Source organism: Nonomuraea sp. NPDC003727 (assembly GCF_053586935.1).
Genome location: NZ_JBSFNE010000006.1, coordinates 150,189 through 170,252, shown reverse-complemented (window position 1 = coordinate 170,252; position 20,064 = coordinate 150,189). Strand labels below are relative to the sequence as shown.

Here is a 20,064-nt window from a genome sequence, read left to right as displayed (position 1 = left end):
ACCTTTCAATTCGCTGCGGTAGCCGTAAAGGATCGGTGTAATAACGAAGCGGTAACGAGGCTGTTCGCTGTACCAACCCGTGACATCTCCTGGCTGTACTAACCGTCACAACCCCCCTGGGTCAGCCCAGCATGGGTATGACTCTGTGATTCCGGTCCTGACAAAGGATCAGGCGAAAGGAAGGCAGCCTTGCGGCCAAAGATTGCTCGCTTCGGCGGCGCGCTTGCCGTTGGTATGGCTCTCACGCTCGGTCTCGCTGCGTGCGGCGGCGGCTCCGACGCTCCCGCGGGAGCGCCCACTGGTGGCGGTGAAGCGGCGCCCACCACTGTCAAGATTGGCTTCATGGGCGACCTGACTGGCTCCAACGCGGGCATCGTGATCCCGCCCAGGAACGGCGCGAAGCTGGCCATCGACCAGTACAACGCGACCAACCCCAAGGTCAAGATCGAGATGGTGGAGTACGACAGCCAGGCTGACGCCACCAAGGCGGTCGGCCTCGCTCAGCAGGCCATCAAGACCGACAAGATCGTGGCTCTGGTCGGCCCCGCGTTCTCCGGTGAGTCCGCCCAGGTGGCTCCGGTGCTTGAAGAGGCCAAGATTCCGAGTGTCTCGGCTTCGGCGACCAACGCCGCGCTGGCACAGAACGGCTGGAAGTACTGGCACCGCGTGCTGCCGAACGACAGCGTGCAGGGTCCCGGCATCGCCGACTTCATCGCCGGCGCCGCCGCGGCCAAGAACGTCTTCGTGATCGACGACAAGTCCGAGTACGGCAAGCCGCTGGCCGACGCTGTCCGCGCGCAGCTGAAGTCCAAGGGCGTGACCGTCACCGACGACTCGCTCGACCCGGCGGAGAGTGACTTCTCCTCGGTGGTCAACAAGGTGGCCGCGGGCAAGCCCGACGCCATCTTCTTCGGCGGCTACTACGCGGCGGCAGGTCCGCTGCTCAAGCAGCTGCGTGACAAGGGTGTGAAGGACGCCAAGTTCTTCAGCGGCGACGGTTCGCTGGACAAGGGTCTCATCGAGGGCGCCGGCGCGGCCAACGCCGAGGGTGCGCTCGTGGGCTGCCCCTGCTACATCGCCACGCCTGACGTGACCGACGAGAAGGTCAAGAAGTTCGCGGCCGACTACAAGGCCGCCTACAGCGCCGACCCCGCCATCTACGCCACCGAGGGCTTCGACGCCGCCTCGGTCTTCATCGAGGCCGTCAAGGCCGGCAAGGTGACGCCCGAGGACATCAACACCTTCATCCAGACGGTCGACTTCCCCGGCGTTTCCAAGCAGGTGAAGTTCGAGTCCAATGGTGAGGTCGTGGCCAAGGACATTTACATGTACCAGGTCAAGGGTGGCAACATCAGCCTGCTCGGCAAGGCTTCCGAGGCCAAGCTCGGGTAACGGTCTCCCGCCTGTCTCTCAGGTGAGATCGGGTAGCTGATGAACGCGGGGAGCGGGATCGCCGCGAGCGGTCCCGCTCCTTTCGCGCATTCGCTACCGGCAGTGCTGGAGAACCCTCGCCTAGAAGTGGTTATCGTCAAGTGTTCAATGACTTCTTTGCTCAGTTCTGGCCGCAAACCATTGACGGCCTTGCCTTCGGATCCATTTACGCGCTGATCGCGCTCGGATACACGATGGTGTACGGCGTGCTGCGGCTGATCAACTTCGCGCACTCCGAAGTGTTCATGATCGGCACTTTCGGCGCGATGTACGTGCCGTTCGCGCTCGGCATCAACTCGCCCCTGACCGGTGTCGCGTTGGTCGGCCTCGTCGTGGCCATGATCGCGGCCGGTGCGCTCGCCTCGGCGGGCACCGCCGCGGCGCTCGAGCGGATCGCCTACCGCCCGCTGCGCAAGCGTGGCGCCTCCCGCCTGGCCGCGCTCATCTCGGCCATCGGCGCCTCCATCTTCCTTCAGGAGCTGTTCGCGCTCCTGATCATCCCTACCGTCTTCGACAGGCCTGAGCGCGGCCGCATTCAGATGGGCCTGCCGCGCATCATGGAGCGCACGGAGCTGTTCTCGATCTTCGGTCACAAGGTGATGGCTCACCAGGTGTTCGTGGTCGTGTCCGCGCTGCTGATGATGATCCTGCTGGAGCGGTTGGTCAACCGGACCAAGATCGGCCGTGGTATTCGCGCGACCGCGCAGAATCCCGAGGCCGCGGTGCTCATGGGCGTCGACATCAACAAGATCGTCCAGATGACGTTCTTGATCGGCGGCGCGATGGCCGGTGTGGCCGGCGCGCTGTATCTGCTCGCGTACGAGAACACCAACTACTACATCGGTTTTCTCTTCGGCATCAAAGCCTTCACCGCGGCCGTTCTCGGCGGCATCGGAAACCTTCGTGGCGCCTTGGTCGGCGGAATCGCGCTGGGGTTGGTGGAGAACTACGGCGCCATCATCTTCGGCTCCGACTGGAAGCACGTGATCTCGTTCACGGTCCTCGTCTTGGTCCTGATGTTCCGGCCCACCGGTCTTCTCGGTGAATCACTCCAGCAGGCGCGCGCATGAACCAGAAGAACGCAATGTCAAACATCCGTTCCGCGTGGGGCGGTTTCACCGACCGCCTGCACCACGCGTGGGCCGTGGCTCCCTGGTGGCAGCGCTGGGCGGTCTACATCCTGCTCATCGTCGCCGCGCTGCTCCTCCCGTCGGACTCGCTGGCGCCGATCATGTCGCCGTACTCCGACTGGGCGAGCGTGCTGTTCTTCCCGATCGGCACCTTCGTGGTGCTGGCGATCGGCCTCAACGTGGTGGTCGGCCAGGCCGGTCTGCTCGACCTCGGGTACGTCGCCTTCTACGCGGTGGGCGGCTACGCGATGGGCCTGCTGGGCACCAGGCTGGGCTGGAACTTCTGGGAGATCCTGGTCGTCGGCATCCTCATCTGCGCCCTGTCCGGCGTCGTGCTGGGAGCGCCGACGCTGCGGCTGCGCGGTGACTACCTGGCGATCGTCACGCTGGGCTTCGGTGAGATCATCCGCATCACGGCCCGCAACACCGACGCGATCGGCGGCCCGAACGGTATCCGCGGCATCCCGCACCCGCCGAGCATCGAGGGTGTGGAGCTGTTCGGCATCCAGATCTTCAAGTACGGCGTGCTGGACCCGCGGCCGTACTACTACATGCTGGTCGCGCTCGCGGTCGTCGTGATCATCCTGGTGAAGCGCTGGGAGAAGAGCCGTGTCGGCCGGGCCTGGGCGGCCATCCGGGAGGACGAGGACGCCGCCGAGGTCATGGGCGTGCCGACCTTCAGGTTCAAGATGCTCGCCTTCGCCATCGGCGCCTCGATCGGTGGCGCGATGGGCGTGGTCTGGGCGGCCAAGGTCATCTCGCTGAACCCGAACGACTTCCTGTTCCTGCTGTCGGCGACGATCCTGGCCGCGGTGGTCATGGGTGGCGCGGGCAACCTTCCGGGTGTCATGCTGGGCGCGTTCATCGTCGCGTGGCTGCCCGAGCGCTTCCGTGGCCTGCAGGAATACCGCATGCTGATCTTCGGTGCGGTGCTGGTCGCTCTGATGATCTTCAGGCCGGAGGGTCTGCTGCCCTCCAGACAACGCAAGGCCGAGCTGAAGGAAGGTTCGGGCGGCATGGGCAGTCTCGGTGCAGAGGTCGCGGGGCCCGAGGCCAAGCCCGAGGTCGTTGAGGGGGCCAGCAAGTGAACCAGGAGAAGAAGGCCCTGCTCGAGCTGCGAGGGCTCACGATGCGCTTCGGCGGCGTGACGGCGCTGCGCGGCGTCGAGCTCACCGTCAACGAGGGCGAGATCTTCGCGCTGATCGGCCCGAACGGCGCCGGCAAGACCACGGTGTTCAACGTGGTCACCGGCGTCTACCAGCCGACCGAGGGCGAGGTGCGCTTCGAGGGCGAGAAGATCAGCGGCCTGAAGCGCTTCAAGATCACCAAGCGGGGCATCGCCCGTACGTTCCAGAACATCCGGCTGTTCCACAACATGTCGGCGCTGGAGAACGTCATGGTGGGCGCCGACGCGCACCACAGGTCGGGCATGGTCAGCGTGGCTCTCGGCCTGCCGTGGCACCGCAAGGCCGAGCGCGAGGGCCGCGAGCTGGCGATGGAGCTGCTGGAGTTCTGCGGCGTGGCCAGCCGGGCCGGCGACTACGCCAAGAATCTCGCCTACGGTGACCAGCGCCGGCTGGAGATCGCCAGGGCGCTGGCCACCAAGCCGAAGCTGCTGCTGCTCGACGAGCCCGCGGCGGGCATGAACCCCGCGGAGAAGGAGTCGCTGCAGCAGCTCATCAGGAAGATCCGGGACGCGGGGCGCACCGTCCTGCTGATCGAGCACGACATGAGCCTCGTCATGGGCATCAGCGACCGCATCGGCGTCATCGACTTCGGTCAGAAGATCGCGGACGGCCTGCCCGACGAGGTGCGGAACGACCCTCGGGTCATCGAGGCGTACTTGGGGGCACCCGCAGATGCTTCTTGAGGTCAAGGACATCCACGTCCACTACGGCAAGATCGAGGCGATCAAGGGCATCTCGGTCGAGGTCAACGAGGGCGAGATCGTCACACTCATCGGCGCCAACGGCGCGGGCAAGACGACCACGCTGAAGACCATCTCGGGCCTGCGCCCGCTGTCGTCGGGCTCGATCGTCTTCGACGGCAAGGACATCAGCAAGCTGGCCGGCCACAAGCGGGTCGAGGCGGGCCTGGGCCAGGCGCCCGAGGGCCGCGGCATCTTCCCCGGCATGTCGGTCCACGACAACCTGCTGATGGGCGCCTACTCGCGCAGCGGCGACATCGCCCCCGAGCTAAACGAGGCCTACGAGCTGTTCCCCAGGCTCGCCGAGCGGCGCAACCAGGCCGCGGGCACGATGTCCGGCGGTGAGCAGCAGATGCTGGCGATCGGCAGGGCGCTGATGGCCAAGCCGAAGGTGCTCCTGCTCGACGAGCCCTCGATGGGTCTGGCGCCGCTACTGGTCAAGCAGATCTTCGACATCATCGAGGAGATCAACCGCAGGGGCACGACGGTCCTGCTGGTGGAGCAGAACGCCCAGCAGGCGCTGCAACTGGCCCACCGGGCCTACGTGCTGGAGACCGGGAAGATCGTCAAGAGCGCTCCGGCGCACGACCTTCTCAACGACCCGGCCGTGCGCGCCGCCTATCTGGGCGGCGACCTGGGCGAGACCAGCCCCAACGGCCAGCAGCACTGACGTACGGCGCGGGCGGGGCCGTCCAGGTTCCGCCCGCGCTCACCTCACCCTCACGTGAGCGCCACCTGGACGCCGTCGGTGGTGGGATAGCCGATGGGCGGGTCACCGTACAGCTTGACCGCGGTGGGTCTGGCGTCCTTGGGGATGTCGAACCAGAGGTCCATCTCCATGCGCACGCCGGCGCCCACCGGGATCTCGACGGGCTGGCGTTTGGTGATCTGCGCGGTGTCGCTGATGGGGAATTCCCGCCCGTCGGCCGTGACGAGCCGCTGCTTGCGCGCGTCGAACCGGGACGTGGATCTTCCCGGGTTCTCCACCACGACACGGACAGTGACGAACTGCCCCTTGGCGGGCCACTCCGCGTGGCTGCCTGAGAGGCTGGCCTGGCCGGTCTGCAGGCCGATCACCTGAAATCGCGTGTCGCCGTCGGTGACGGGCGCCGCGTGGATCGGCACCTCGTTGACGCGGACCGGGCGGGCCGGCAGGTCGTAGGTCGGGCTGGCCTGAGGCTTCGCCGGTGGAGGTGCGGGGCTGCAGGCGGCCAGGAGGGCGCTCAGCGCCACGAGGGCGCACGCGGTGAGGACGGGTCGGCGCACGTCGCCACCGTACGAGGAGGGCGGGCAATGTGACAGGTGTCCGCCGCAAGAGATGTTGAGCCGATATTCGGTCTTCATCGAAAGACTTACGCTTGTAGGAAGTTGTCCGATTGTGTCTGAGCGGTGATCTGCCTGGTGACAAGCTTGCGGGAGCATCTCTGCGACAAGACCAGGAACCGAAGGGGACCGTTGTGAGTATGGGTACTCTTTCCCGCCGCGCGCTCGCGGCTGGCACGTTCGTCGTCGCGGGCGCGCTGACGCTCACGGCCTGTGGTGGCGGAGGCGGCACCACTGCCGCCAGTCCGGCGGCCACGGCGGCAACCGGGGCCTCCTCGGCGGCGGCCAGCCCGCAGAGCACGCTGGCGGCGATGGTGCCCGACGCCATCAAGTCGGACGGCAAGCTGATCGTCGGTGTCGACGCCTCCTACCCGCCGAACGAGTCGGTCGACCCCGCCACGCAGAAGATCGTGGGCTGGGACGTCGAGCTGGTGGAGGCCGTCGCGGGCAAGCTCGGCCTGACCGCCGAGTTCCAGAACGCCGGCTTCGACACGATCATCCCGGGCCTGCAGTCGGGCAAGTACGAGCTGGGCGCCTCCTCCTTCACGGACAACAAGGAGCGGGAGAAGGTCGTCGACTTCGTCACCTACTACTCCGCGGGCACCTCCTGGGCCACCCAGACGGGCAACCCGAAGGCGGTCAACCCCGCCGACGCCTGCGGCAAGAAGATCGGTGTGCAGCAGGGCACCGTGCAGGTCGACGACATCAAGGCCAAGAGCGAGGAGTGCACCAAGGCGGGCAAGCCCGCCATCGAGCAGGTCGTGCGCAAGCAGCAGACCGAGGTCAACGCCGACCTGGTGTCGGGCAAGATCGACGGCATGCTCGCCGACTCGCCCATCGTCGGCTACGCGGTCAAGCAGACCGGCGGCAAGCTGGAGATCATCGGCCAGGCCTACGACACCGCGCCCTACGGCTACGCCATCGGAAAGAACTCCGCGACCTTCAAGGACGCGTGGCTCGGCGCGCTGAAGGAGCTCATCGCGGACGGCACCTACAAGTCGATCCTCGACAAGTGGGGCGTCGGCGACGGTGCCATCACGGACCCGGTCATCAACGGAGCACAGGGATAACCCATGAGCGACACGGAGAGGGCACGCCCTGAGGTGATCAGGGCCGTGCCCGTCCGGCACCCCGGCCGGTGGGTGGCGGCGGCCGTCATCGTGGTGCTCGCCGCGATGCTGGTGAGCAACCTCATCACCAACCCGAACTACAACTGGCCCGAGCAGTGGCGGTACTTCCTGTCCGCGCCGGTCCTGAACGGCGTGCGCAACACGATCTGGCTCACGCTCGTGGCCATGGTCGGCGGCATCGGCTTGGGCGTCGTGCTCGCGCTGATGCGGATGTCGCCCAACCCGCTGATGCGCGGCACGGCGTGGGTGTACCTGTGGATCTTCCGCGGCACCCCGCTCTACACCCAGCTGCTGATCTGGAGCGCCATCGGGGCGCTGTTCCCGACGTTGAGCCTCGGCATCCCCTTCGGGCCGGAGTTCATCAGCTTCAGCACGCAGTCGCTGGTGGGGAATCTGGCCCTGGTGGCGGCGATCGGCCTGATCCTGAACGAGGCCGCCTACATGGCCGAGATCATCAGGGCCGGCATCGTGTCGGTCGATCCCGGCCAGCAGGAGGCCTCCCAGGCGCTGGGCATGACCCGCATGCAGACGATGCGCAGGATCGTCCTGCCGCAGGCGATGCGCGTCATCGTGCCGCCGACGGGCAACGAGGCCATCTCGATGCTGAAGAACACCTCGCTGGTGGCGGCCGTGCCGTACCTCGAGCTGACCTTCACCGCGCAGACGATCTACGCCTCGACCTATCAGGTCATCCCGATGCTGATCATGGCGTGCATCTGGTACCTGATCCTTTCCTCGATCATGATGGTGGGGCAGTACTACCTGGAGCGCCACTTCGCCAGGGGAGCGCACCCTGGCGGCGGCCGGGTCAGGATCATAGGCGGTGCGGCGTGAGCGATGTGATGGTCAGGGCCGAGCAGGTCTGCAAGAACTTCGGCCACGTCGAGGTGCTCAAGGGCATCGACCTCGAGGTGCGCAACGGCGAGGTGATGTGCGTCATCGGCCCGTCGGGATCGGGCAAGTCCACCTTCCTGCGCTGCATCAACCACCTGGAGAAGATCAACGCCGGCCGCCTGTGGGTCGACGGCAAGCTGATCGGCTACCGCGAGCACGGCGGCAAGCTGCACGAGCTCAAGGAGAAGGAGGTCGCCGCGCAGCGCAAGGACATCGGCATGGTGTTCCAGCGCTTCAACCTCTTCCCGCACATGACCGCGCTGGAGAACGTCATGGAGGCGCCCCAGCGGGTCAAGCGGGAGTCCTCGGCCGCCGTCCGCGCCAGGGCCGCCGAGCTGCTGGAGCGGGTCGGGCTGGGCGCGAAGATGCGCAACTACCCCGCCCAGCTGTCCGGCGGCCAGCAGCAGCGCGTGGCGATCGCCAGGGCGCTGGCCATGCAGCCGAAGCTCATGCTCTTCGACGAGCCGACCTCCGCGCTCGACCCCGAGCTGGTCGGCGAGGTCCTCGACGTCATGAAGGGACTGGCGCGGGAGGGCATGACCATGGTCGTGGTCACCCACGAGATGGGCTTCGCGCGCGAGGTCGGCGACTCGCTGGTGTTCATGGACGACGGCGTCGTCGTCGAGAAGGGGGCGCCGCGCGAGGTGCTGGGCAATCCGCAGCACGAGCGGACGAAGCTGTTCCTGTCGAAGGTGCTCTAGCCGTAAGGGGCAACCCGGGGGGGCCTTTGGGACCGTGCAGGGCTTCCCCGGCCCCACACGTTTTCTACTCGGCCTCCCCGCGGGTCTGTCGGCACCACCGTAGCGATCCCCGGGGCGGGCGCGCAAAGAATAGGCACAAGTCGCGCCTGTGACTCACGCGTCCCGCAGCATGCAGGTGATGCGCGAGGTGCACACCCGGCGGCCCTGCTCGTCGGTGATCACCACCTCGTAGCTCGCCAGTGACCTGCCGCCGTGCAGCATGGTGCCCACGCCGGTCACGTAACCCTCGGTCGCGGACCTGTGGTGGGTGGCGTTGATCTCGATCCCCACCGCGATGCGCCGGGGTCCGGCGTGGATGGCCGCGCCGATCGAGCCGATCGACTCGGCGAGGACCACCGAGGCGCCGCCGTGCAGCAGGCCGTACGGCTGGGTGTTGCCTTTCACCGGCATCCTCGCCACCACCCGCCCGGCGGCGGCCTCGAGGAACTCGATGCCCATGCGCTCGCCGATCGTGCCCTTGTTCAGCTCGTTCACCGCTGCCACGTCGAACGTCAAGGGGATGCCTCCTGTGCCTAGAGCTCACGTTTTCTGTCGCACATGGAGACTAGGCTGCGAGTGTGCCGAAGAGTGAAGTGACCCCCGCCCGTCCGTGCCTGTTGCTCCTGGATGGGCATTCCCTTGCCTATCGGGCGTTCTACGCCTTGAAGGATGCCAACCTGATGACCACCGACGGTCAGCACACCGAGGCGGTCTACGGGTTCACCTCCATGCTGACCAACATCCTGCGGGATGAGCAGCCGACCAACGTGGTGGTGTGCTTCGACCGGTCCGAGCCCACGTTCCGGCATGCCGAGTACGCCGACTACAAGGCCAACCGCAGCGAGACGCCGGAGGACTTCCGCGGCCAGATGCAGCTGATCTTCGAGCTGCTCGACACGCTGCGCATCCCGCGGCTGTCGCTGGCCGGCTACGAGGCGGACGATTTGATCGCCACGCTGGCCACCCGCGCCGCCGCCGAGGACATGAACGTCCTGATCGTCACCGGCGACCGCGACGCGCTCCAGCTGGTCAGCCCCGCGGTCACGGTGCTGATGACCCGGCGCGGCATCAGCGACATGACCCGCTTCACTCCCGAGGCCGTGCAGGAGAAGTACGACCTGACCCCGCAGCAGTATCCCGACTTCGCCGCGCTGCGCGGCGACCCCAGCGACAACCTGCTGAGCATCCCCGGCGTGGGCGAGAAGACCGCGGCCAAGTGGGTGCGCGAGTTCGGCTCGCTGACCGCCCTCATCGACCGGGTCGACGAGGTCAAGGGCAAGGTCGGCGACAAGCTGCGCGAGCACGTCGCCCAGGTCCTGATGAACCGGCGGCTGACCGAGCTGCTGCGCGACGTGCCCCTCGAGGCCGACCTGGCCGAGCTGCGGCAGGGCACCTGGGACCGCGAGGAGATCAACAAGCTGTTCGACTCCCTGCAGATCCGCGGCGAGCTGCGCGAGCGTGTCTTCAAGGTGCTCGGCACCGGCGAGGCGGAGCCCGAGCAGGGCTTCGAGGTCGAGACCGTGATCCTCGGCCCCGACAGGGTGGCCGGATGGCTGTCGGCGATGCCCGAGGGCCGCGCGGGAGTGGCCTTCCGCGGCGCCTACGGCAGCGGCCGCGGCCGCATCGACGGCATCGCGATCGCCTCGCCCGACGGCACGGCCGCCCACATCGACCCCACACGGCTCACCGAGGCCGACGAGAGCGCCCTCAGGGCGTGGCTGGGCGACGAGGCGAGGCCGAAGGCCGTCCACGACGCCAAGGGGCCCATGCTGGCCCTGTGGGCCCAGGGGATGGAGCTGAAGGGCCTGTCGTGCGACACGGCGCTGGCCGCCTACCTGGCCATGCCCGGCCAGCGCACCTTCGCCCTCGAGGATCTGGCCCGCCGCTACCTCCACCGCGACCTCAAGGTCGAGGAGGAGTCCGGCGGCCAGGCCGCGCTGTTCGGCGACGACGAGGACGCGCCCGCCAAGGACCTCGCCCTGCGCGCCCACGCGGTGCGCGAGCTGGCCGACTCGCTGGAGTCGTTCCTGGCCGGGCGGGGCGGCACCCAGCTGCTGGAGGACGTCGAACTCCCGCTGCTGAGCGTGCTGGCCGAGATGGAGCGGGCCGGCATCGGCGCCGACCGCGCCTACCTCGCGGGCCTGGAGGCCGAGTTCGGCGCCGCCGTCAAGCAGGCCGTCGAGGAGGCGCACCGCGTGGTCGGCGAGCCGTTCAACCTCGGCTCGCCCAAGCAGCTGCAGGAGATCTTCTTCGTCAGGCTCAACCTGCCCAAGACGAAGAAGACCAAGACCGGCTACACCACCGACGCCGACGCGCTCGCCTGGCTGGCCACGCAGACCGACCACGAGCTGCCGGTCATCATGCTGCGCCACCGCGACCAGCAGAAGCTGCGCACCACGGTCGAGGGGCTGATCAAGGAGATCTCCGACAACGGACGCATCCACACGACGTTCAACCAGATCGTCGCCGCCACCGGGCGCCTGTCGAGCGAGAAGCCCAACCTGCAGAACATCCCGATCCGCACGTCCGAGGGCCGCCGCATCCGGCAGGGCTTCGTCGTCGGGGAGGGCTACGAGACGCTGCTGACGGCCGACTACAGCCAGATCGAGCTGCGGATCATGGCCCACCTGTCGGGCGACGAGTCGCTGATCGCCGCCTTCGAGTCGGGCCACGACTTCCACCAGGCGACCGCCGCCCGCGTCTTCGACCTGCCGCCCGAGCAGGTCGACGGCGAGCTGCGGGCCCGCATCAAGGCGATGAACTACGGCCTGGCCTACGGGCTGTCCGACTTCGGCCTGTCGGGCCAGCTCAACATCCCCGTCGCCGAGGCCAGGGCGCTCAAGGAGGAGTACTTCGAGGAGTTCGGCGGGGTCCGCGACTTCCTGCACGAGATCGTCACCCAGGCCCGCAAGGACGGTTACACCGAGACCATCATGGGCCGCCGCCGCTACCTGCCCGACCTGACCAGCGACAACAGGCAGCGGCGGGAGATGGCCGAGCGGATGGCGCTCAACGCGCCGATCCAGGGCTCGGCGGCCGACATCATCAAGGTCGCGATGCTCCACGTGAGCCAGGCGCTGCGCGAGGAGGGGCTGCGCTCGCGCATGCTGCTGCAGGTGCACGACGAGCTGGTCTTCGAGGTGGCCCCTGGCGAGCTGGAGACGCTCCGCCAGGTCGTCTGCGACCAGATGAACTCGGCCTACAGCCTGCGCGTGCCCCTGGAGGTCTCTGTCGGCGTCGGCCGCACCTGGGAGGACGCCGGCCACTGACCGCCGGGCGTCCGGCCGGGGATGCCCGCCGGGCGCACCGACGGGGGTGCCTGTACGCGCACGCGAGAGGCCACCGCGCCCGTTTCACGGGACAGGCTCCCGTGCCTGTACGGCACGCAGGGGAGAGGCCCCATGCCTGTGCGCGCGGGAGAAGTCCCCGTGCCTGTACGGCACGCGGGGGAGAGGCCACTCTGGGCACGGGGCCGGCGCCCGTCCATCACGCCGCTCCAGCCCCGCGGGGCCGGGGTGGCGGACGCCGGGGTCGTCGGCCGCCTTCCTCGGACCGCGGGCGGACGCTCGCGCGCGGCCTGCCGTGGCCGCTGCCGCCGGCCACGGGGGTGACTGACGGGCTGTTCGTCTCGGGGGAGCGGCGCTTCCCGCGCCCTCGGCACGGCGCCTGTCCGCCGGCGAACGACCTGCCCAGGTTGTCCTGCCGGAGGCCCGTGCGCTCCGTTTGGGCCTGGCGGGTGTCCTTCCGGAGGCCCGTGCGCTGCGTCCGAGCCTGGCGGGTGTCCTTCCGGAGGCCCGTGCGCTCCGTCCGGGCCGGGCGGGTCTCCTCCTGAACGCTCGTGCGCTGCGTCCGGCGCGTGGCCGTCCGGATGCGCGGCGCTCGGCGTGACTCGGTCGGCGTGACTCGCTCGGGATCCTGACCTCGCCCGTGACCCGCCCGGCCGGGGATGCGCCCTGCTCGTGACGGGTGGGTGCCTCGGCTGGACAGGGCCGGCCTGTGCGGGAAGCGCTCGGCGCGGGGTTGCGGCCGCCGGCGGCGGGCAGCGGCAGGGGAATGTGACCACCGGGCGGATCGATCATGAAAGCCTCTGAGCCGTTCTGGTCTAGGCTGAGATGGTTGGTCTGCCCCCGATCGGCACGGGAGTTCAGTGCGGAATTCAGCGTTGCTCACGCGGATCATCGGGATAGCCAACGTCGTGGTCATCACGATCGCGATCGCCACCCTCTTACTGCTGCCCACAGCCGGCGAGCCCACCGTCGGGCAGGCCGCGACGGTCGGCACGGCCAAGCCGTCAGGGAACGCTCCTGCGACCCCCGAGGCGGAAGCGGACCTGCCCAGTTCCGACCGGCCGCCCCCGGTCACCGCCACGCCGGAGTTCGCCAAGCAGGTGAAGGCCAACGAGCTCGGCCTGGTCCCGGCGATCATGTATCACCGGATCATGAAGAAGCGGTTCGCGTCGATCGACCGCACGCCCTCGCAGTTCCGCCAGGAGCTGGAGAAGCTGGCCAGGCAGGGGTACGTCCCGATCACCGCCAAGGAGTTCGTGACCGGCGACATCGCGGTGCCGGCCGGCAAGTTCCCCGTCGTGCTCACCTTCGACGACGGCCACCCGAGCCACTTCGCGCTGGACGGCGCGGGCATGCCGAAGAAGGACACCGCCGTCGCGATCATCTACGACGTGGCCAGGAAGTACCCCGGCTTCCGGCCCGTGGCCACCTTCTGGGTCAACCGCCAGCCGTTCGGGCTGCAGCGGCAGGACGACCAGGCCAGGGCCGTCCGGTGGCTGACCGACCACGGCTTCGAGGTGGCCAACCACACCTGGGGCCACCCCAACCTGGCCGTGCTGCCGGACAAGAAGGTCAGGGAGCAGATCGTCAGGCTGCAACGGCTGCTGAAGAAGCTCGGCGCGCCGGAGGGCGACACGCTCGCGCTGCCGTTCGGCTCCATGCCGCACCCCAAGAAGATCGCCAGGGCCGGATCATGGAACGGCACCGGATATGATTTCGCCGGCGTCTTCCTCGCAGGAGCGGAGCCCTCCGTTTCGCCTTACGCGAAAAATTTCGATCGGGGTGCGATCCAACGCATCCAGAGCAACGGCAAACGGGGCGAATGCCGGAAGTGGTGCTCGGAGTACTGGCTGGAATGGCTGAACAAGCACCCTGGTGAGCGCTACGTCTCCGATGGAGACCCACAGCGGATCTCCATCCCACGGAAATCTGCGGGTAATATCGCTGCCAAGCGGAGAGCCCAGCTCAACGCCTACTAGGCGGCCTCACGCGGCTTTGCGCCCGTTGCACTCCCGTGTCCTCGGATTGACCCCGCCCGCCAGGTCTCATATGCTGATCGCTGCGCTGTGGGCTCGCGCGCGCCTCAGACGGAGCGGGCTCGCGCTCGGTCTCGTCGATGACGTCATCCTCGGCTTGATGCGGAAGAGAGCCTGCTGCGCATCCGCCACATCGACATCTGTCCGCGTTCGGAGCAATTCCACACATGACGAGCAGCACCGAGGCCACCTCGAGCACCCCGCAGGTAGCGGTCAACGACATCGGTTCCGAAGAGGCCTTCCTCGCCGCGATCGACGAGACCATCAAGTACTTCAACGACGGCGACATCGTCGAGGGCACCGTCGTCAAGGTCGATCGAGACGAGGTCTTGCTCGACATCGGTTACAAGACCGAGGGTGTCATCCCCTCGCGTGAGCTCTCGATCAAGCACGATGTCGACCCGGCCGACGTTGTCGAGGTCGGCGAGCACGTCGAGGCCCTCGTTCTCCAGAAGGAGGACAAGGAGGGTCGCCTGATCCTGTCCAAGAAGCGCGCCCAGTACGAGCGCGCCTGGGGCACGATCGAGAAGATCAAGGACGAGGACGGCATCGTCACCGGTACCGTCATCGAGGTCGTCAAGGGTGGTCTCATCCTCGACATCGGCCTGCGCGGCTTCCTGCCGGCGTCCCTGGTCGAGATGCGCCGTGTTCGCGACCTGCAGCCCTACGTCGGCCGCGAGCTCGAAGCCAAGATCATCGAGCTGGACAAGAACCGCAACAACGTGGTCCTGTCCCGCCGCGCCTGGCTCGAGCAGACCCAGTCCGAGGTCCGCCAGACCTTCCTCAACACCCTCCAGAAGGGCCAGGTCCGCAAGGGCGTCGTGTCCTCGATCGTCAACTTCGGTGCGTTCGTGGACCTCGGCGGCGTCGACGGTCTGGTTCACGTGTCCGAGCTGTCCTGGAAGCACATCGACCACCCCTCCGAGGTCGTCGAGGTCGGCCAGGAGGTCACCGTCGAGGTTCTCGACGTCGACATGGAGCGCGAGCGCGTCTCCCTCTCGCTCAAGGCGACGCAGGAAGACCCGTGGCAGCAGTTCGCCCGCACCCACCAGATCGGCCAGGTCGTGCCGGGCCGCGTCACCAAGCTGGTGCCGTTCGGTGCGTTCGTCCGCGTCGAGGAGGGCATCGAGGGCCTGGTCCACATCTCCGAGCTGGCCGAGCGCCACGTGGAGATCCCCGAGCAGGTCGTCCAGGTCGGCGACGAGATCTTTGTCAAGATCATCGACATCGACCTCGACCGTCGTCGCATCAGCCTCTCGCTGAAGCAGGCCAACGAGGGCGTCGGCGCCGAGGTCGAGTTCGACCCGACGCTGTACGGCATGGCGGCCACGTACGACGACCAGGGCAACTACATCTACCCCGAGGGCTTCGACCCGGAGACCGGGGAGTGGCTCGAGGGCTTCGACAGGCAGCGTGAGGAGTGGGAGCGCCAGTACGCCGAGGCGCAGACCCGCTTCGAGGCCCACAAGAAGCAGATCGAGGAGGCCCGCAAGGCCGAGGCTGAGGCTGGTGAGGTCCCCTCGTCCTACAGCGGCGAGACCCAGGCCCCGTCCAGCAGCAGCTCGTCCTCGGCTCCGGCCGCGGGCGCGCTCGCCTCGGACGAGGCTCTCGCGGCCCTGCGCGAGAAGCTCGCCGGCGGGCAGAGCTGACGCTCTACCCTCGCTCGACCTGAGCTAGCCGAAAGGCCCCGCACGACCTTCGTGCGGGGCCTTTCCCGTTCCCGCGCTTCTTTCTTGTGGTTCCGGTAGGGCGACTCGCTTTCTTCCCCGTGCGGCGCGTTGCCTTCGTTCCCCGTGCGGCGGGTTGCCTTCGTTCCCGTACGGCGGGGCGCTTTCCTTCCCGTACGGCAAGCCGTGCCACGCGCCACCCTGGGCACGGGGCCGGGGCCTGTCCAGGGATACGCGTCACCGAGCGCACGTGGCTGGCCGCCCCAACGGACCAGGCACACCGAGCCACCCCCGTTCGACGGGTCCGGCGACCGGGCCGGGAGAGCAGCGAGTAGCCGGCAGCCGGTAGCCATCGGCACGGCGCGGAAGCCTTACCGGGGTGCGGGGAAGCATCGGCCCGGGTGCATCCGGTGGGTCGGTGTGGGTGGTGTTCGTTAGCTCGGGGTCAGCGGCGGCGGGTGATGACGTGGCGGCCGAGGCGCTGCAGGGGGGACTCCACGCAGCGGTAGGTCAGCCAGCTGGCCCCCAGCACCAGCACCACATACAGCGCGGCCATCCCCGCCTGGACGGGCAGCGCGGCCCGGCGCAGATCCCCCGTCACGACGACGAAGGCCTTCAGCAGCGGATGATGCAGCAGGTAGAGCGAATAGCTGATCGTTCCGAGCCACGCCAGGAAGCGGAACGGAAGGCGCCGCCGCAACACCATCGCCCCCGCGAACGTCGCGGCTGCCAGGGCGATCGTGGTGATCCACACGCCGGGCCGTACCCACCACCAGCCGGCCTGGGTCGCCCACGCGGGTGCCACCGCGACGAGGGCGGCCGTGACCGCGACGGGCCACAGCGCGCCCTCGCCCCGCTCCCACCGCTGGATGGCGGTCCCGGCGAACATGACGGCGAGGATGGCCAGCCCGAACCACGGCACCCTGCTCGTCAGCACCAGCAGGGCCAGGGCGCCGGCGCCCATGACCCAGGCGGCGAGCTTCACGAACCTGCCGCTGACCAGGCACGCGAGACCGACACCGAAGACCGCGAACGCCGACCACGAGGGCCAGGGGCCCGGCGGGACCGGCGCGGCGGCCATGACCAGTCCGCTGACCACGGCGGCCGCGCCGAACACGATCGCGATCGGGCCGCTGCGGCGGTGCCCTCGAGCGACGAACAGCATGGTGACCACCAGGTAGAAGACCATCTCGTAGGCGAGGGTCCACATGGTGTCGACCAGGGCGGCGGTGCCGAGGACGTCCTGGAGCATCGTGGCGTGCGCGGCGACCGAGGACGGCTCCCGCGGGACGTCCACGCGGACCGGGATCCACCACGAGGTGGCCAGCACCACGGCGATCACGGTGAGATAGAGCGGGTAGAGGCGGAAGATCCTGCCGATCCAGAAGCCGCCGACGTCGCCGCGGCGTTCGAGGGAGGTCGGGATGATGTAGCCGCTGACGAGGAAGAAGACCAGCACGCCGTACATGCCGAGGTTGAACCAGTACGGCCGCAGCGACGGGATCACCCACGGCAGCATGTGCTCGGCCAGTACGGCGACCGCCCCGATGCCGCGGAGCGCGTCCAGCCACGCCAGACGCGACAGAACGGGAGTTCCGCTCGGTGGCGCCAATGTGCTGGCAAAGGACATTTAGCCAACTTATCGGACCTGCCCGGCCAATCGCCCCCGCCCGAGACACGCTTCCCATGCCGACGATCGATTCCCTGGACGCAGGAAAAGGCCCTCGCTCACGGCCGATCGACCTTCTCCGCGGTGGATGCGCTTCCCGATGCCCGGCCCGATGCCCGGCCCGATGCTTGGCCCGATGCTTGGCCCGATGCTTGGCCCGATGCTTGGCCCGATGCCCGGCCCGATGCTCGGTTCCGTGGCCGGGGCCGGGGCCGAAGGGCTGATCGGCGCGGCTGGGTTCTCCGGGAGGGGGTTCAAGATCTGCCCCGCCGGCGGGCGGGCTCTCGCCGGGCTCGCCCTCGGCATCCCGCAGACCATCGACGTCTCCGCCTTCGCCCCCGCCCGCTTCGCCCAGGGAAAGCCGATCTCACCCCCGTACGGGTACACCGCCGACCGGACCCAGCTCCCTGCGGACGGGCAGCAACCGGGCCAGCAGGGCCGTGGCCAGCCCGGCGATCAGCGCGGCCTCCAGCATGCGCTCCAGGATGAGCATGTGGATCATCCACGGCAGCGCCGCCCTCATGGGGAGCACCACCAACTCCAGCACGAGGGCGTACAGCACCGCGGCGGCCAGCCCTGTCACCATGCCCTTCGCGACCGGCGACGTCCCGGACAACCCGGCCACGCCGGCCGCGAGGGCGGCGCCGAAAGCGGCTCCGGCCGCGATGAAGCCCGACAGGGTGGTGCCAGGGCTCTGGAAGACGTAGCCGTTGACCGTGCCCGACACCAACGCCGTGATCACCGCCGCGGCGGCTCCGCAGCCCAGAGCCAGGGCGATGCGGCCATTGCGGCGGGGCATCGGCGGCCGGCGTTCGCCGAGGGTGGCCAGACGTACCGCCATCGGGGCCAGCATGAGCAGGACGATGGCGATCAGCAGCAGGACGCCCGGCGACAGCCGGGTGTCCAGCACGATCTGCGCGCTGATCAGGACGTGTGCCAGCGGGTCGGATACGGCCGGATATTTCTGGACATGGGCGATGATGATGTCGGTCTGGATGCCGTAGAACGTCCGCGCGCTCAGCGTCACCACCGCCGCGATCAGCAACAGCAGCGCCAGCGCCGAGCACAGGCCCTGCACCCGCGGCGCCCACACTCTCGCCACCCACCGCACCCAGACCCCCAGCAGCAGGCCCGCCACCGCCAGCACCACCAGCCCGGCGAGCTGCACCGACACGGGGAACGGGGCCAGCGCGTGGTCCGTCATCCTGCTCGGGGCCAGAACCCAGCCACCCGCCAGCCCCACGGCCAGGCCCAGCGGCACGTGCACGGCGTCGCTCTCCGCCCCCACGGCCCGCAACGCCCGCAATCCCAGCGCGACGGCCAGCAGCAGGGCGAACACCTCCGCCGGCCACGGCAACGTGTTGGTGCGTCCCTGCGCGGTCAGCGACGTGGCAGGATCCATGGTCAGAGAGAAGCAGCCGCCCAGGGCCAGCGGAAAGACGAAGCCCTGGCGTACCAGCGGCGCCTGATCGTCCAGCGCGGCCCGGCGTACGGCGAGATGCGGGTGGGTGCGCACCCGCAGCGACACCGGCCACCGGCGCGGAGCCGGCGCCTCCTCGAACAGGCGGCGCAGCGGCGTCGCGTCCTCCTGCCACGACAACACGCGGGCGTCGGCCATCAGCTCACGCGACTGCAGCACCACCGAGCGGGTCAGCCACGACAGCACCGCCAGTCCGGCGATCTGGGCGGCGAACAACCACGACAGCACCACGTTCGAGCCGAACGGCATCTGCTCGGACCGCAGGAACGGCGCATGCTCCGACAGCACCCCGATCACGGCGGCGAGCAGGCCCGGCACGAGAATCACCGCGGCGTACGACCGCCACATCGCCAGCGTCACCGCCGTGATGTCCAGATCCCTGTTGCGCACGTGCGCCAGCTCGTGCAGCACCACCGCACGGAACAGCGGCCGATCGCGCTCGAACAACATCAAGGTGCCCCGGCTGATCACGACATACCTGTGCCCGGCCCGGCCGAACGCCAGCCCGGCCACCGCGGGGTTGAGCACGTCGAGCAGGAAGACGACCCGGCGGCCGCCGAGCACCTCCTCGGACATCCGCCGCAACTCATCGTGGACCTCGCCGACGACCGGACGCAGCCGCCGGCGGCGGATCCGCCAGGCCGGGCCGAACCAGTACTGCAGCCCTGTGAGCAGGATGAGCGTCGCGAAACAGAGCAACGTGCCCGGCCGGAGATCCTGGTCGGCCGCACGGCTCATCACCTCGCACGCAGGATCGTCCCGGCCCTTCAGCGCCGCCAGCAGGCACGCCTCCCTGACCTTTGCCGCGACCTCCGGCCCATGCGTCGACAGCAGGTCGAACACCCCTGGCCGGTAGATCGCGGTCGTCGCGAACGCCAGACTGATCAGCAGGACGAACGCGGACGCGGTGGCCGACGGGATGCGGCCGTTCATGACGGCTTGCGGGCGAGCTCACTCACCACCGCATCGGCCAGTGCGTCGGCCTGTGCCTCCGACATGCCCATCCGGCGCGCCTTCCGGTACGCGACCTTCCGGATCTCCGCCAGCCGGGCCGGAGACAACGGCGGCGGGCCCTCGGGCAGCTCCCTCGGACGACGGCGCAACCGGCCGATCAGCCGGCCGGTCCACGAGCCGACATCCTTGCCCACATCCATGAGCACCGTGGTCACGACGCCGGAGACGATCGCCGTCACCAGCATCTCGTCCACCCCTGGCAGCCCGAACCCGAGCGGCTCCCGATGAGGCCTCGACCTGTTCCTGCCGCCGAGCGCGTCCCAGGTCTGGTCGAACAGGGGCGATTCGGAGGGAGCGATTCTCATCACGACTCGACGGCTGAGATCCTTGGCGAAC

Annotated in this window: 16 protein-coding genes; 11 read left to right on the top strand and 5 right to left on the bottom strand. The window is 68.6% G+C overall.

Annotated features, from left to right (window positions below; all coding sequences use genetic code 11):
• Positions 1-234 precede the first annotated feature (234 nt).
• The 5 genes from ACWDLG_RS17240 to ACWDLG_RS17220 all read left to right on the top strand — a co-directional run bounded on the left by ACWDLG_RS17240 (position 235) and on the right by ACWDLG_RS17220 (position 5,158).
• Positions 235-1,392, top strand: coding sequence for a branched-chain amino acid ABC transporter substrate-binding protein (locus tag ACWDLG_RS17240; protein WP_449920887.1), 1,158 nt, complete (start codon positions 235-237; stop codon positions 1,390-1,392).
• A 140-nt stretch (positions 1,393-1,532) separates the two neighbouring features.
• A complete protein-coding gene (locus ACWDLG_RS17235) occupies positions 1,533-2,501 on the top strand; it encodes a branched-chain amino acid ABC transporter permease (protein ID WP_354910487.1) in 969 nt (322 codons plus the stop codon).
• A 14-nt stretch (positions 2,502-2,515) separates the two neighbouring features.
• Positions 2,516-3,649, top strand: a complete 1,134-nt coding sequence (locus ACWDLG_RS17230; RefSeq protein ID WP_354910490.1) for a branched-chain amino acid ABC transporter permease — start codon at positions 2,516-2,518, stop codon at positions 3,647-3,649.
• 41 nt (positions 3,650-3,690) lie between these two features.
• Positions 3,691-4,431, top strand: coding sequence for an ABC transporter ATP-binding protein (locus ACWDLG_RS17225; RefSeq protein ID WP_354910542.1), 741 nt, complete (start codon positions 3,691-3,693; stop codon positions 4,429-4,431).
• Entirely contained in the window at positions 4,421-5,158 is a 738-nt protein-coding gene (locus ACWDLG_RS17220) for an ABC transporter ATP-binding protein (RefSeq protein ID WP_449920883.1), read from the top strand. The genes ACWDLG_RS17225 and ACWDLG_RS17220 overlap by 11 nt, the downstream gene beginning before the upstream one ends.
• A gap of 50 nt (positions 5,159-5,208) precedes the next feature.
• On the opposite strand, the gene ACWDLG_RS17215 is transcribed toward ACWDLG_RS17220, so the two are convergent.
• Positions 5,209-5,754, bottom strand: a complete 546-nt coding sequence (locus ACWDLG_RS17215; protein WP_449920880.1) for a DUF4352 domain-containing protein — start codon at positions 5,752-5,754, stop codon at positions 5,209-5,211.
• Positions 5,755-5,951: 197 nt separating this feature from the next.
• Between ACWDLG_RS17215 and ACWDLG_RS17210 the strand changes: the two genes are divergently transcribed.
• The 3 genes from ACWDLG_RS17210 to ACWDLG_RS17200 are packed head-to-tail and all read left to right on the top strand — an operon-like array spanning position 5,952 to position 8,536.
• Positions 5,952-6,881, top strand: coding sequence for an ABC transporter substrate-binding protein (locus ACWDLG_RS17210; protein ID WP_354910497.1), 930 nt, complete (start codon positions 5,952-5,954; stop codon positions 6,879-6,881).
• Between the two features lie 3 nt (positions 6,882-6,884).
• Positions 6,885-7,775 (top strand): amino acid ABC transporter permease, encoded by an 891-nt coding sequence (locus ACWDLG_RS17205; RefSeq protein WP_449920877.1) that lies wholly within the window; start codon positions 6,885-6,887, stop codon positions 7,773-7,775.
• 8 nt (positions 7,776-7,783) lie between these two features.
• Positions 7,784-8,536, top strand: coding sequence for an amino acid ABC transporter ATP-binding protein (locus tag ACWDLG_RS17200; protein WP_354910543.1), 753 nt, complete (start codon positions 7,784-7,786; stop codon positions 8,534-8,536).
• Positions 8,537-8,689: 153 nt separating this feature from the next.
• On the opposite strand, the gene ACWDLG_RS17195 is transcribed toward ACWDLG_RS17200, so the two are convergent.
• Complete coding sequence (locus ACWDLG_RS17195; protein WP_449921428.1) at positions 8,690-9,034, bottom strand: PaaI family thioesterase; 345 nt, start codon at positions 9,032-9,034, stop codon at positions 8,690-8,692.
• A gap of 119 nt (positions 9,035-9,153) precedes the next feature.
• On the opposite strand from ACWDLG_RS17195, the gene polA reads away from it, so the two are divergent.
• The 3 genes from polA to rpsA all read left to right on the top strand — a co-directional run bounded on the left by polA (position 9,154) and on the right by rpsA (position 15,547).
• Complete coding sequence (polA, locus tag ACWDLG_RS17190) at positions 9,154-11,844, top strand: DNA polymerase I (protein WP_449920874.1); 2,691 nt, start codon at positions 9,154-9,156, stop codon at positions 11,842-11,844.
• An 893-nt stretch (positions 11,845-12,737) separates the two neighbouring features.
• On the top strand, positions 12,738-13,841 hold the full coding sequence (locus tag ACWDLG_RS17185) for a polysaccharide deacetylase family protein (RefSeq protein WP_449920872.1): 1,104 nt from the start codon (positions 12,738-12,740) through the stop codon (positions 13,839-13,841).
• Between the two features lie 224 nt (positions 13,842-14,065).
• Positions 14,066-15,547: a 30S ribosomal protein S1 gene (rpsA, locus tag ACWDLG_RS17180; protein WP_449920869.1), complete on the top strand. Its 1,482-nt coding sequence runs from the start codon at positions 14,066-14,068 to the stop codon at positions 15,545-15,547.
• Positions 15,548-16,010: 463 nt separating this feature from the next.
• On the opposite strand, the gene ACWDLG_RS17175 is transcribed toward rpsA, so the two are convergent.
• From ACWDLG_RS17175 to ACWDLG_RS17165, 3 genes are all read right to left on the bottom strand, one after another.
• Positions 16,011-17,195: an acyltransferase family protein gene (locus ACWDLG_RS17175; RefSeq protein WP_449920866.1), complete on the bottom strand. Its 1,185-nt coding sequence runs from the start codon at positions 17,193-17,195 to the stop codon at positions 16,011-16,013.
• A gap of 406 nt (positions 17,196-17,601) precedes the next feature.
• Entirely contained in the window at positions 17,602-19,647 is a 2,046-nt protein-coding gene (locus ACWDLG_RS17170) for a M48 family metalloprotease (RefSeq protein ID WP_449920863.1), read from the bottom strand.
• A complete protein-coding gene (locus ACWDLG_RS17165; RefSeq protein ID WP_449920860.1) occupies positions 19,644-20,033 on the bottom strand; it encodes a hypothetical protein in 390 nt (129 codons plus the stop codon). Before ACWDLG_RS17165 ends, ACWDLG_RS17170 begins: the two co-directional genes overlap by 4 nt.
• Positions 20,034-20,064: the final 31 nt, after the last annotated feature.